The organism is Paraburkholderia terrae (assembly GCF_002902925.1).
GTDB lineage: Bacteria > Pseudomonadota > Gammaproteobacteria > Burkholderiales > Burkholderiaceae > Paraburkholderia > Paraburkholderia terrae.
Window position 1 is genome coordinate 2,852,585 of record NZ_CP026111.1, and the last position, 12,355, is coordinate 2,864,939.

12 protein-coding genes are annotated in these 12,355 nt (G+C 63.8%); 7 read left to right on the plus strand and 5 right to left on the minus strand.

Going from position 1 to position 12,355, the window contains the following annotated elements; genetic code table 11:
• Positions 1–182: 182 nt before the first annotated feature.
• Entirely contained in the window at positions 183–1,340 is a 1,158-nt protein-coding gene (locus tag C2L65_RS12565; protein ID WP_042310705.1) for an MFS transporter, read from the plus strand.
• Between the two features lie 84 nt (positions 1,341–1,424).
• The gene (locus C2L65_RS12570) at positions 1,425–2,582 is read left to right on the plus strand and encodes an MFS transporter (RefSeq protein ID WP_042310703.1); all 1,158 of its coding nucleotides are present in this window, start codon (positions 1,425–1,427) and stop codon (positions 2,580–2,582) included.
• Positions 2,583–2,667: 85 nt separating this feature from the next.
• Here C2L65_RS12570 and fahA read toward each other — a convergent pair whose 3' ends face one another.
• From fahA to C2L65_RS12585, 3 genes are read right to left on the minus strand one after another with little or no spacing between them, the layout of a single operon-like run.
• On the minus strand, positions 2,668–3,978 hold the full coding sequence (fahA, locus tag C2L65_RS12575; protein WP_042310701.1) for a fumarylacetoacetase: 1,311 nt from the start codon (positions 3,976–3,978) through the stop codon (positions 2,668–2,670).
• Entirely contained in the window at positions 3,975–5,297 is a 1,323-nt protein-coding gene (gene hmgA, locus C2L65_RS12580) for a homogentisate 1,2-dioxygenase (protein WP_042310699.1), read from the minus strand. The genes fahA and hmgA overlap by 4 nt, the downstream gene beginning before the upstream one ends.
• Before the next feature lie 19 nt (positions 5,298–5,316).
• A complete protein-coding gene (locus tag C2L65_RS12585) occupies positions 5,317–6,675 on the minus strand; it encodes an MFS transporter (RefSeq protein WP_042310697.1) in 1,359 nt (452 codons plus the stop codon).
• Between the two features lie 222 nt (positions 6,676–6,897).
• On the opposite strand from C2L65_RS12585, the gene C2L65_RS12590 reads away from it, so the two are divergent.
• The gene (locus C2L65_RS12590; RefSeq protein WP_042310695.1) at positions 6,898–7,728 is read left to right on the plus strand and encodes an EAL domain-containing protein; all 831 of its coding nucleotides are present in this window, start codon (positions 6,898–6,900) and stop codon (positions 7,726–7,728) included.
• Here the strand turns inward: C2L65_RS12590 and C2L65_RS12595 are convergent.
• Entirely contained in the window at positions 7,725–8,549 is an 825-nt protein-coding gene (locus C2L65_RS12595; protein ID WP_042310693.1) for an IclR family transcriptional regulator, read from the minus strand. The two genes, C2L65_RS12590 and C2L65_RS12595, sit on opposite strands and share 4 nt — an antisense overlap.
• Positions 8,550–8,670: 121 nt before the next feature.
• On the opposite strand from C2L65_RS12595, the gene C2L65_RS12600 reads away from it, so the two are divergent.
• Positions 8,671–9,861: an acyl-CoA dehydrogenase gene (locus C2L65_RS12600; protein WP_007738163.1), complete on the plus strand. Its 1,191-nt coding sequence runs from the start codon at positions 8,671–8,673 to the stop codon at positions 9,859–9,861.
• Positions 9,862–9,962: 101 nt separating this feature from the next.
• Here the strand turns inward: C2L65_RS12600 and C2L65_RS12605 are convergent, their stop codons facing one another.
• Positions 9,963–10,601 (minus strand): peroxiredoxin, encoded by a 639-nt coding sequence (locus C2L65_RS12605; protein ID WP_042310690.1) that lies wholly within the window; start codon positions 10,599–10,601, stop codon positions 9,963–9,965.
• Positions 10,602–10,996: 395 nt separating this feature from the next.
• Here C2L65_RS12605 and C2L65_RS12610 point away from each other — a divergent pair, with 395 nt between their 5' ends.
• From C2L65_RS12610 to C2L65_RS12620, 3 genes are all read left to right on the plus strand, one after another.
• Positions 10,997–11,299 carry an ElaB/YgaM/YqjD family protein gene (locus tag C2L65_RS12610; RefSeq protein ID WP_007584918.1) on the plus strand — a complete coding sequence of 101 codons (303 nt, stop codon included), beginning with the start codon at positions 10,997–10,999 and terminating at the stop codon, positions 11,297–11,299.
• 133 nt (positions 11,300–11,432) lie between these two features.
• Positions 11,433–11,816 (plus strand): phage holin family protein, encoded by a 384-nt coding sequence (locus C2L65_RS12615; RefSeq protein WP_042310688.1) that lies wholly within the window; start codon positions 11,433–11,435, stop codon positions 11,814–11,816.
• A 43-nt stretch (positions 11,817–11,859) separates the two neighbouring features.
• A complete protein-coding gene (locus C2L65_RS12620) occupies positions 11,860–12,339 on the plus strand; it encodes a DUF3318 domain-containing protein (RefSeq protein ID WP_042310686.1) in 480 nt (159 codons plus the stop codon).
• The last annotated feature ends 16 nt before the right edge of the window (positions 12,340–12,355 follow it).

Genomic DNA, 12,355 nt, shown 5'->3' on the forward strand with positions numbered 1-12,355 from the left:
TCGCGCCGCAATCGACGAAATACAACAGTGCGCGAAGCAGACCGCACAGCTGTAATGGCTTAGGTACAATCCCCTACTGATTTACCCTTTGCCGACGCACGCGCACTCGTCCCGAATACGCGCGACGGCATCGCGAACGGCCTCCCCGTCCGCCGCCGCGACCCTCCCGTGAAAGTCCCATCATGCCTTTGCCCCTGCTTGCACTTGCCGTTGCCGCGTTTGGAATCGGTACCACCGAGTTCGTCATCATGGGGTTGCTGCCCGACGTCGCGCGCGATCTCAGCGTGTCGATTCCGGCGGCGGGCATGCTGGTGTCGGCGTATGCGCTCGGCGTGACGATTGGCGCGCCGATCGTCGCGATCGCAGTCGCCAACATGCCGCGCAAGAAAGCGCTGATGAGCCTGATCGGCATTTTCATTCTCGGCAATCTGCTGTGCGCGATCGCGCCGGGCTACGCAGTGCTGATGGCCGCGCGCATCGTCACCGCCTTCTGCCACGGTGCGTTCTTCGGCATCGGCTCGGTCGTCGCGGCCGGCCTCGTTGCGCCGAACCGCCGCGCGCAGGCCATCGCGCTGATGTTCACGGGTCTCACGCTCGCCAACGTGCTCGGCGTGCCGCTCGGCACGGCGCTCGGCCAGGCCGTCGGCTGGCGCGCGACGTTCTGGGCCGTGACGGGCATCGGCGTGATCGCGGCCATCGCGCTCGCGGTGTGTCTGCCGTCGAAGATCGAAATGCAGAAGGCAAGCCTCGTCCACGAATTCACCGTGCTCAAGAACCCGCAGGTGCTGATGGTGCTCGGCACCAGCGTGCTGGCGTCGGCGAGCCTGTTCTCGACCTTCACCTACATCACGCCGATCCTCGAAGACGTGACGGGCTTCACGCCGCATGCGGTGACAATGGTGCTGTTGCTGTTCGGCCTTGGGTTGACGGTGGGCAGCATGATCGGCGGCAAGCTCGCCGACTGGCGCCCGGTGCAGTCGCTGCTGTCGTTCCTGCTGGCGATCGTAGCGATCCTGTCCGTTTTCGCGATGACGATGCACAGCGAAATCCCCGCGATGCTAACGATTTTCCTGTGGGGCGTGCTCGCGTTCGCGATCGTGCCGCCGCTGCAGATGCTGATCGTCGATCGCGCGAGCAGCGCGCCGAACCTCGCCTCGACGCTCAATCAAGGAGCGTTCAACCTCGGCAACGCGACGGGCGCGTGGCTCGGCGGCATGGCGATTGGCGCGGGCGCGCCGCTCACGTCGCTGCCGTGGGTCGGCGTCACAACGGCGGCGGGCGCGGTGGCGCTGACGTGGTGGTCGGTGTCGCTCGACCGGCGCTTGCCCGTGGCGGGCTAAGCGCGCTACGCGACATACCCGGAGCGTGCATCTTGCTATCACAGGGTGCGCGTGACATGCGGGCGGTGTAGCATCTCGCCCGATATGAAAGTCGTCTTCTCCCGTGATTTCCTTGCGCTGATCCTGAGCGTGGCCGTGGTCGGCCTCGGCAGCGGCGCGACACTTCCCCTCACCGCCCTCGCGCTGACGCAAGCGGGCTACGGCACCGATGTCGTCGGCTTGCTGACGGCCGCCCAGGCGGGCGGCGGCCTGCTCGTCGTGCCGATCGCCGGCTGGCTGGCCGCGCGCTGTGGCGGCCGGCAGGCGATCTTCGGCTCGGTGCTGATCGTCGCGATCGCCACTGCGCTGATGCAACTCACCGCCAATCTGTTCGTCTGGGCCGTGCTGCGCGCGCTATGCGGCGCGGCGCTGATGCTGCTGTTCACGATCGGCGAAGCGTGGGTCAACCAGCTCGCCGACGATGCATCGCGCGGCCGCGTCGTCGCAATCTATGCGACGAATTTCACGCTGTTCCAGATGGCGGGCCCCGTGCTCGTCAGTCAGATCGCGCAGTTCGATCACTGGCGCTTTCTGATCTGCGGCGCGATCTTTCTGATTGCGTTGCCCGTGCTGTCGATGATCCGCTCGACGCCGCACGCGTCCGACGAACACGAGCCCCACGGCAGCTGGCGACACGTGTTACCGCAGATGCCCGCGCTCGTGATCGGCACGGGATTCTTCGCGCTGTTCGATACGATCGCGCTGTCACTGATGCCGCTCTTCGCGATGGCACATGGCATTCCGAGCGAAGTGGCCGTGCTGTTCGCATCCGCGCTGCTGCTCGGCGACACGACCATGCAGTTCCCTATCGGCTGGCTCGCGGACCGGCTCGGGCGCGGGCGCGTGCATATCGGCTGCGCGGTGCTGGTCGTCGTGCTGCTGCCATTGTTGCCGTGGGCCGTGCAGTCGCCGTGGCTGTGCTGGCCACTGCTCTACGTGCTCGGCGCGGCGGCGGGCGCGATCTATACGCTGTCGCTCGTCGCGTGTGGCGAGCGCTTTCGCGGCGTGGCGCTGGTGTCGGCGAGTTCGCTCGTGGGAGCGTCGTGGAGTATCGCGAGCTTTGGCGGGCCGCTGATTGCGGGCGCGTTGATGAAGAGCGTCGGCAACGACGCGATGATCGGCGTGGTGCTCGCGAGCGCGCTGGCGTTTCTCGCAGCAGCGTTGTGGGAGAAGCGGCGCGGCGTCGTGAACGCGGCGTCGTGAAGACTATGCCAAGGTCCGCGCGGGCGTGACGCCGCGCGCGGATTGCTGGTTCAATGCGCGTCGAATGTGACGCGCCGCTACAGCGTTACTTATGCGCCGGCAGAATCTCGCCGACGCAAGTACCAAAGCCGACGCGATAACCATCGCCCTGGCACCATCCCGCGAGCGTCAGTTGGTCGCCGTCTTCGATGAATCCGCGTGTGCCCCCGTCCTTCAGTTGCAGCGGATTCTTGCCGTTCCAGGTCAGTTCCAGCAGGCTGCCGAACGAATCATCCGTGGGTCCGCTGATCGTCCCCGAACCCATCAGATCGCCGACACGCGTATTGCAGCCCGACACCGTGTGATGCGCGAGTTGCTGCGCCATCGTCCAGTACATGTGACGGAAGTTCGTGCGCGCGATGGTCGTCGCTTCTTTCGCGCCGTGCGGTTTGAGCAGCACTTCGAGCGAAATGTCGAAGGCGTGTTCGCCGGCGTGGCGCAGATACTCGAGCGGCTGCGGGTCCTGCACGGGCTGCGCGACGCGGAACGGTTCGAGCGCGTCCAGCGTGACGATCCACGGCGAAATGGTCGTCGCGAAACCCTTGGAGTTGAACGGGCCGAGCGGCACGTATTCCCACTGCTGGATATCGCGCGCGCTCCAGTCGTTCAGCAGCACCATGCCGAAGATGTGTTCCTCCGCGTCACCGCACTTGATCGGCTCGCCAAGCGCATTACCGCGACCGACGATAAAACCCGTCTCCAGTTCGATATCGAGCTTGCGGCACGCGCCGAACACGGGGCGCTCCTGATCGGGCAGCTTCAACTGGCCGTTCGGACGGCGCACGGGCGTGCCGCTCACCACCACCGACGAAGCCCGTCCGTTGTACCCGATCGGAATCTCCAGCCAGTTCGGCAGCAACGCGTTCTTTGGATCGCGGAACATCGAGCCGACGTTCGTCGCGTGCTCCTTCGACGAATAGAAATCCGTGTAGCCCGGGATCTGCACGGGCAGATACAGCGTCGCGTCGGACTGACGGATCAGCGCGCGGTTGCGCAGTTCGGCGTCGTCGCGCAACGTCGCGTGATCGCGCGACAGCAGCTTGCTCAACTGGATGCGCACACTGCGCCATGCATCGCGGCCGAGCGCGATGAAATCGTTCAGCGCGTCGCGCACGAACACGCTGTCGCCCGCGCCCGACGACGCCACCGTCAGCAGGCCCGCGCTTTCGAGCGCGGCCAGATCGACGATGCAGTTGCCGATCGCGACGCCCGCGCGGCGCGTCGCGTTCAGACCATCGCTAAAGATGCCAAACGGCAGGTTCTGGATCGGAAAATCGCAGGACGGCTCGTTCGCCGACTCGACCCAACTTTTGCGCGACGCGTCGAGCGTCGCCTGAAGATCGCTCGATGCGTTCATCGTTGCTCCGGATTGAAGTGTTTCTTGAGACCTTGCCAGCACTCGTAGTAATGCGCCTGAAGCTGCGCCGTTTCGAGCGCGAAGCGGGTCGGCTTGATCAGCGTGCGCGTCTCGAACATGAAGGCCATCGTGTTGTCGACCTTGTTCGGCTTGCTGGTGTCGATGTTCGACGCCTTCTCGAACGTGTCGGCGTCCGGGCCGTGGCCCGACATGCAGTTGTGCAGGCTCGAGCCGCCCGGCATGAAACCTTCGGCTTTCGCGTCGTACGCGCCATGCACGAGGCCCATGAACTCGCTCGCGACATTGCGATGGAACCATGGCGGACGGAACGTATCTTCGGCGGCCAGCCAGCGCGGCGGGAAGATCACGAAATCGATCGAATCGACGCCCGGCGTGTCGCTTTGCGATTGCAGCACGAGGAAGATCGACGGGTCCGGATGGTCGTAGCTGATCGAGCCGATCGTATTGAAATGACGCAGATCGTATTTGTATGGCGCGTAATTGCCGTGCCACGCGACCACGTCGAGTGGCGAATGATCGATATCCGCGCGCCACAGGTGGCCGTTCAGCTTCGCGACCAGTTCGAAGTCGCCTTCGCGGTCTTCATACGCGGCATGCGGCGTAAGGAAATCGCGCGGATTCGCGAGGCCGTTCGAGCCGATCGGGCCGAGGTCAGGCAGGCGCAACTGCGCGCCGAAGTTCTCGCAGATGTAGCCGCTCGCGCGGCCGTCCGGCAGCGCCACCGAAAACCGCACACCGCGCGGAATCACCGCGATCTCGAACGGCTCGACGTCGAGCTTGCCCATCTCCGTGAAGATCGAAAGACGCCCGGCTTGCGGCACGATCAGCAGTTCGCCGTCGGCATTGTAGAAGTAGCGGTCCTGCATCGACTGGTTGGCCGCGTACACGTGGATCGCGCAGCCGTTCATCGCTTCCGCCGCGCCGTTGCCCGCCATCGTCACCCAGCCGTCGATGAAATCGGTCGGTTCGGTCGGCATCGGCAGCGGGTCCCAGCGCAGCTGGTTGGGCGGCGTGGGCGGCACGTCGGCGAAATTCGCGACGAGCCGGTGCGACGGCAGCGCCGTGAACGGCTGATGCACGGCAGCGGGACGAATGCGATACAGCCACGAGCGGCGGTTGTGGCCGCGCGGCGCCGTGAACGCGGTGCCCGACAGTTGTTCCGCGTACAGGCCATAAGGCGCGCGCTGCGGCGAGTTGCGGCCTTGCGGCAGCGCGCCGGGCAAGGCCTCCGTGGCGAATTCGTTGGCGAAGCCGGACTGATAGCCCGGCTGGATTTCGCGTCGTGTGGATGATTCCATGCAAAGTCTCCAATGAATCTCAAGCAGTCTGCGCTTTGGCCAGGCCGCCGCGCCGACGCGTGGCGGCGGCGAGCGTCAGCACCAGCAATGCGGAACACAGCACGGGCAAGGCGGCAGCGTGAAACAGCTGGGCGTTGCTCCAGTTCAGCGCAATCAGTTGTCCGCCGACGAGCGGCCCGATCACCGAGCCGATCCGGCCGATGCCGAGGCTCCAGCCGATGCCCGTCGAGCGCAGCGTGGTGGGATAGAAGTGTCCGGCGAGCGCATTGACGGCCGGCTGTCCGCCGACGATACAGAAGCCGCCTGCGAAGACGACAACGAGCAGCCACGCGAGTGCATGCGACACCGCGCCAATCGCGCCGACGCTCAGCGCGCCGAGTGCGAAGCACGCGAACAGCACGCGCACAAAACCGAAACGTTCGATAAACCAGCCGAGCAGCAGCGTGCCGACCACCCCGCCCGTCTGCAGCACGGTGCCGACGATGACGGCTGTAGACGGCGAATAGCCGGCGTCGCGCATCACGGTCGGCAGCCAGTTCGAAAGGAAGTACAGATCGATCAGGTTCATGAAGCTGATGCCCCAGAGGATCAGCGTGACGGGCGCACGCCCCGCGCGGAACAACTCGGCGACAGGCGCGCCGCCGCTGGCCTTTTCCTGCACGACGAGGCGCGTGCCGGGGCCGACGCCAAGCGACGGATCGAACTTGGCCAGCCACTGCCGCGCGCGTTCATTGCGACCCTTCAGCACGAGAAATTGCAGCGACTCGGGCAGCGCGGCGAGCATCGCCACGGCGAGCACGAGCGGCACCGCGCCGCCGACCCAGAATACCGCGCGCCAGCCGTACGCGGGAATCAGCGCCGCGCTGATGAAGCCGCCGATGGCCGCGCCGAGCGTGAAGCCGCACGACACCAGCATCATCCGTTTGACGCGGTGCGCGGGCGTCGAAAATTCGGCGACCAGCGCCATCGCATTCGGCATGATGCAGCCGAGACCCAGCCCCGTGATGAAGCGCAGCGCGATCAGCGCGGGAATGGTCGAGACGAACGGCGTCGCGAGCATCGACAGCGCGAAGAAGAACGTCGAGCCGATCAGCACCGGGCGCCGTCCGATCCGGTCTGCCAGCACCGACAGCCCGAGCGCGCCCAGCAGCATGCCGAACAGGCTCGCGCTGAACACCGGCCCGAGCGCGGCCTTCGATACATGCCATTCGCCGATCACGCTCGGCGCGACGTAGCCCATGGCTTGCGCATCGAAGCCGTCGATGACGAGGCACAGCCCGCACAGCACGAGCAGCATCAACTGAAACGTCGGCCGATGCGCATCGGCCAGCGCGCGCTCGACTTCGATCACATCGGCAGAACGGTGGGATTCGCTCATCTTTCGCTTCCTGCGGAACGGGGTAAAAGGCTGCAGCTCGGATTTACGAATAGTAAAACAGATTCTGATTAGTGAAATTAACGTAAACCCTCGATCAGGCATCGATCGCCACACGAATGGCGAAATCCATATCAGTATTTGGTGCATGAAAGAGCGGTCGCCGCTGCTACCATCGAAGCGTGCGGCGCCCCGCCGCGATCCAAGTCCGCTCCCCACGTATTCATGATCCCGCTGACCATTCCCGAACTCGTCGAACGCGCTTCCACTCACCCGTTTCTCGGCGAGCATCTGAGAATGGGCACAGGCCCACGCACCGGCGAAGCCATTGCGACTTACGGCGACGTCGAGCTCGGCAGCAGCTATGAACCGATCTTCGACATCTCGGTGCATGCGCTAGCGCAGTCGCTGTCGTCGTCGCCCGATAGCGCGGACCGTTTCGGCGACGAACTCGGCGTCCAGGCCGTCACGCAACTGGCCGACGGCACGCCGCTCGACAGCTTCGATCCGTTCGACCACGTACCCGACGACCAGCAACTGGTCGCGCTGGACCGGATGTCGCGCGCGATGCACGCCGTCAACTTCTTCGGCCCGCAGCGGCACGGCCTGCTGTTTCTGCGTGTGCATGAGCGGCTGCTAAAGAGCGTGCGCTACGACCACGGCCGGCATTTCTCGGCCGTGCTGATGTCGTTTGGGTTGAATCCGTCACGAGTCGTGATCGAGCTGCCGGCAGCGGCGGTCGCGCATAAGACGTTTCTCGGCTATCTGACCAAGAGTTACCAGCACTATGGATTCAAGGTCGCCGGCAATCTGCCGAACGCAGGGCAGATCCTGTCCGTGTCGGACATGGCGAGATTGGATTTCATCAAGATGGATGCCGCTTCGGCGTTGCGCGATTCGATGGTGAAGCCGCTGGTCAGCTATGCGAATCGGCTAAAAATTCCGTTGATCTTCAATCGCGTGGCGACTGAAACTCAGTTCGATCTGTTGCAGCAATACGATGTGCGGTTCGTGCAGGGGCCGTTGTTCATCGTGCATGACAACCGGACGGCCTAAGCTTGTTCTGGGGCCGGCCCCAGACGGCGCGCCAACGCTTTCAGACGCGGCGCGACCACCTCCCGAAATACGCTCTCCCCCATCGACGACGCCGGGCCGCTACAGCTCAGCACCAGCAGCCGCCCATCGCGCGGGTCGCTGAAGGGCACGGCCACGGCGTTCACGTCGTCGTGCCAGTCGCGAAACGAATAGCAGCAACCCTCTCGCGCGAACCTGTCGATTTCCTCTTGCGCCTGGGCGACCAGTTGCGCGCCTTCGTCGCCCGCTGCGCGCTGCAGTTCGGTCAGCAGCGCGGCGCGCGCCTCGCCGGATTGCACGGCGAGATACGCGCGGCCCATTGAACTCGTCAGCATCGACAGCTTCGAACCGGATGCGAGCCCGAGTGTGAGCGCCGTCTCGCTGCGGATCGTCTCCAGGTAGATCATGTCCAGACCGTCCCGGCATCCGAGCGACACAGCCGCGCCGACCTCGCGCGCGAAATCGCGCATGTGCGGACGCGCGAGCTCGAGCGTATCGGTGCCCGACAGCAGCGCAAAACCAAGCGACAGCACGCCAGCATCGAGCGCGTACTTGCCGAGCGCCTCGTCGAAGCGCAGATAGCCGAGTACCGTCAGCGTGTAGGCAAGCCGGTTCACCGTCGCCTTCGGCAAACCCGTGCGCTCGACGAAGTCGCGGTTGCCCAGCAGCGTCTCGCCCGGACGGAAGGCGCGCAGCAGGTCGAGCCCGCGCGCCAGCGCGACGACGAATTTGCGTTCGTCGACGGGATCGGACGCACGCGTCGAGGCGGACGTTGGGGATGTTATGGATGCAGGTTTCGACATCGGGTGCTAAACTCAGTCGTCGTTTTGCAAAACATTGTTTCGCAGAGCGGAACTCAAGTCAAGCATGAGATCAGAATGCGGCGTTTCAGCGTTCCGCTCTGATCGATTCAGGAGATACGTCATGGCAGCCGCCGCGCAATTCAATTGGGAAGACCCGCTGCTCCTCAACCAGCAGCTCACGGAAGAAGAACGCATGGTGCGCGACGCCGCGCATGCCTATGCGCAGGACAAGCTCGCGCCGCGCGTGCTCGAAGCGTTCCGTAACGAGAAAACGGACGCCACGATCTTCCGCGAGATGGGCGAACTGGGCCTGCTCGGCCCGACCATTCCCGAGCAATACGGCGGCCCCGGCCTCAACTATGTGAGCTACGGGCTGATCGCGCGCGAGGTGGAACGCGTGGATTCAGGCTACCGGTCGATGATGTCGGTGCAGTCGTCGCTGGTCATGGTCCCCATCTTCGAATTCGGCTCCGACGCGCAGAAAGACAAATATCTGCCGAAGCTCGCGACGGGCGAATGGATCGGCTGCTTCGGCCTGACCGAGCCGAACCACGGCTCCGATCCGGGCAGCATGGTCACGCGGGCGAAGAAAGTCGACGGCGGCTACTCGCTGTCCGGCTCGAAGATGTGGATCACGAATTCGCCGATCGCGGATGTGTTCGTCGTCTGGGCGCAGCTCGAAACCGACGGCAAGGATGAGATTCGCGGCTTCATCCTTGAGAAAGGCTGGAAAGGCTTGAGCGCACCTGCGATTCACGGCAAGGTCGGCCTGCGCGCGTCGATCACGGGTGAGATCGTTCTCGATGAAGTGTTCGTGCCGGAAGAGAATCTGATGCCCGGCGTGAAGGGCTTGCGCGGACCGTTCACCTGTCTGAATTCGGCGCGCTACGGCATTGCGTGGGGCGCGCTCGGCGCGGCGGAAGACTGCTGGCACACCGCGCGTCAGTACACGCTCGATCGCAAGCAGTTCGGCCGGCCGCTCGCCGCGAACCAGCTGATCCAGAAGAAGCTGGCCGACATGCAGACGGAAATCACGCTCGGCCTGCAAGGCGTGCTGCGCCTTGGCCGGATGAAAGACGAAGGCACAGCCGCCGTCGAAATCACGTCGATCATGAAACGCAATTCGTGCGGCAAGTCGCTCGACATCGCGCGGATGGCGCGTGACATGCTGGGCGGCAACGGCATTTCGGACGAGTTCGGCGTGGCGCGGCACCTGGTGAATCTGGAAGTCGTGAACACATACGAAGGCACGCACGATATTCACGCGCTGATTCTCGGGCGGGCGCAGACGGGCATTCAGGCGTTCTTCTGACGCTCTGTGATTCGTCGCAGAACTTCGACGAATCCATATAAAAAAGCCCGCGTTCTCAATGAACGCGGGCTTTTTGTTTGCGCCGGACAAGCCGTAAAAGCTTACTTGTTCGGCTGCGGCGTCATCCGCAGATACGGACGCAGCGCTTTGTAGCCCTTCGGGAACTTGCGCTTGATCTCTTCCTCGTCCTTCAGCGACGGCACGATCACGACGTCGTCGCCATGCTTCCAGTTGCCCGGCGTCGCGACCTGATAGTTGTCCGTCAGTTGCAGCGAGTCGATCACGCGCAGCACTTCGTCGAAGTTGCGGCCCGTACTGGCCGGGTACGTGATGATCAGACGCACCTTCTTCGCCGGGTCGATGATGAACAGCGACCGGACCGTCAGCGTGGCGTTCGCGTTCGGATGGATCATGTCGTACAGTTCCGACACCTTGCGGTCGCCGTCGGCGAGAATCGGGAAGCCGACGCTCGCGGCCTGCGTCTCGTTGATGTCCTTGATCCACTCGGCGTGCGATTCCTTATTGTCGACGGACAATGCGATCGTCTTCACGCTGCGCTTGTCGAATTCGCTGGCGAGCTTCGCGGTCAGGCCGAGTTCCGTCGTGCAGACGGGCGTGAAGTCGGCGGGGTGCGAAAACAGGACGCCCCAGCTGTCGCCGAGCCATTCGTGGAACCTGATGCGGCCAATGCTCGAATCCTGCTCGAAATCGGGTGCGACATCGCCAAGACGTAGACTCATAGTGCAGCTCCTTGAAGTTATTCGAATGATTTGCCCGTCCGGCCGGACGAGGGGTACAAATTAGAGCATAAGGGATCAGGACATGCACTTCTAACGAACATTGGCTGCGACGCTTATCAGGTTTTGTAATTTTCTTCCGGATGTACGAAACTTAGCGGGACAGATCAACTCCATCAAACGGTGGCGTGTTCTGCAACACGTTGAGCGGGACCGACGGAAGCGGGCAATATGAAACGCCTGTGACGTTCGGGAACGCTTCATGCAACGGCGTCCGGGTATTGCGCGCTTCACGCAAAGCCCATGACGCACGGTCAGTCGTAAGGTCTGCTGGCTCGCCAGCGGCCGTTTCTATGGTTTACGATTCACGCGTAGCGTGCGCACGAAGGGAGCAGTCAATGTCGGAAGTCAACAAGGAGAGATTGATGTCGGATATCAAAACCGTACTCGCAGACGCGGAAGATCTGCTGAAGCAGGCCGCGAGCGCCACTGGCGAACGCGCTTCTGAACTGCGCGAGACGGCGCTCTCGCGTCTCAAGCAGGCGAAGGAAAAGGCAGCCGACGTGCAGGTCGTGGTCGTCGAGAAAGGCAAGAAGGCAGCACGTGCTACCGACGACTATGTCCATGAACATCCGTGGGCATCGATTGGCATTGCAGCCGGCGTCGGCGTGCTGGTGGGCCTGCTGATCAATCGTAAGTAACGCGTGTGAAAAGCGCGCGTGAAGCAACCGGCTGCGAAGTCGAGCGGCCGGCGCGCTTCGCTGACAGGCGGACGGGCGCACGCGCCCTGTCCGCACCTTCTTCGCGCATCCTCGCGCGCAATACGCTGAAGCCATGATCGATACACAAACGCAGAGCGGGGACCGCGGGCCATTGCGGCGCATTCTCAGTTCGTTCTTTTCGATCCTGCAGACGCGGCTCGAACTGATCGGCATCGAGTTGGCCGAAGAAAAAGACCGGCTGCTGATGGTGCTGTTCATGGGCCTGGCCGCGATGATGCTCGCAACGATGGCGCTGATCGCGCTGACTGCGCTGATCGCGATTGCCTTCTGGGACACTTACCGGTGGCAGTCGCTCGCGGGCATCACGGTCGTCTATGCCATCGCGGCGATCGGCTGTGCGTTGCGGGCACGCAGCGGCTTGCACAACTCGCCGATGATCTTCGAAGCCACGCTCAACGAATTCGAGAAAGACCGCGAGATTTTCCGCAAACGCTGAACGCAGCGCAGCTCTTTTCGCTGTCCATTGCCATCGATCAACCATGAGTCAGGTCCATTCCGAGAACGCATTCCGCAGCCGCCGACCGACCGCCAAAGACTTGAGCGCGCCACATCTGCGCGCGCTGCGCAAGGAACTGCTGATCGTGCGCGCGGACGTCGAGCGCATGGAACTCGCGCAGGCGACGCTCGACCTGCGCAACGCCGTCACGCATTTCAGCTGGCTCAAGTTCATCGTGCCGGGCTTCGCCGGAGGGATGCCTTGGGGACGCCGGCGCGGCGCGTCGGCAGGGATCGGCGCGCTACTCAAGGAATACCCGCTGATCAGTTCGATCGTCTCGCTGCTGCTCGCGAAGCCGCTCCGCGCCACCGTGGTCGGGACCGCGAAGCCCGTGCTCAAGTGGGGCAGCGTCGGCCTTGCCGCGTGGGAAGCGTATCGCATCTATCAGCAGGTGAAGCGCGAATCGCGCAAGCCCGGGACGTCGGCTGCCGCGTCCGGCGATGCCGATATGAGCCCGCCCTGATCGGGCACGTTTCGAA

Excerpts from the sequence above, each read along its gene's own strand:
- C2L65_RS12565 (WP_042310705.1), top strand. The coding sequence starts at position 183 with ATGCCTTTGCCCCTGCTTGCACTTGCCGTTGCCGCGTTTGGAATCGGT.
- fahA (WP_042310701.1), bottom strand. The coding sequence starts at position 3,978 with ATGAACGCATCGAGCGATCTTCAGGCGACGCTCGACGCGTCGCGCAAA.
- C2L65_RS12590 (WP_042310695.1), top strand. The coding sequence starts at position 6,898 with ATGATCCCGCTGACCATTCCCGAACTCGTCGAACGCGCTTCCACTCAC.
- C2L65_RS12600 (WP_007738163.1), top strand. The coding sequence starts at position 8,671 with ATGGCAGCCGCCGCGCAATTCAATTGGGAAGACCCGCTGCTCCTCAAC.
- C2L65_RS12605 (WP_042310690.1), bottom strand. The coding sequence starts at position 10,601 with ATGAGTCTACGTCTTGGCGATGTCGCACCCGATTTCGAGCAGGATTCG.
- hmgA (WP_042310699.1), bottom strand. The coding sequence starts at position 5,297 with ATGGAATCATCCACACGACGCGAAATCCAGCCGGGCTATCAGTCCGGC.
- C2L65_RS12570 (WP_042310703.1), top strand. The coding sequence starts at position 1,425 with ATGAAAGTCGTCTTCTCCCGTGATTTCCTTGCGCTGATCCTGAGCGTG.
- C2L65_RS12595 (WP_042310693.1), bottom strand. The coding sequence starts at position 8,549 with ATGTCGAAACCTGCATCCATAACATCCCCAACGTCCGCCTCGACGCGT.
- C2L65_RS12615 (WP_042310688.1), top strand. The coding sequence starts at position 11,433 with ATGATCGATACACAAACGCAGAGCGGGGACCGCGGGCCATTGCGGCGC.
- C2L65_RS12610 (WP_007584918.1), top strand. The coding sequence starts at position 10,997 with ATGTCGGAAGTCAACAAGGAGAGATTGATGTCGGATATCAAAACCGTA.
- C2L65_RS12620 (WP_042310686.1), top strand. The coding sequence starts at position 11,860 with ATGAGTCAGGTCCATTCCGAGAACGCATTCCGCAGCCGCCGACCGACC.
- C2L65_RS12585 (WP_042310697.1), bottom strand. The coding sequence starts at position 6,675 with ATGAGCGAATCCCACCGTTCTGCCGATGTGATCGAAGTCGAGCGCGCG.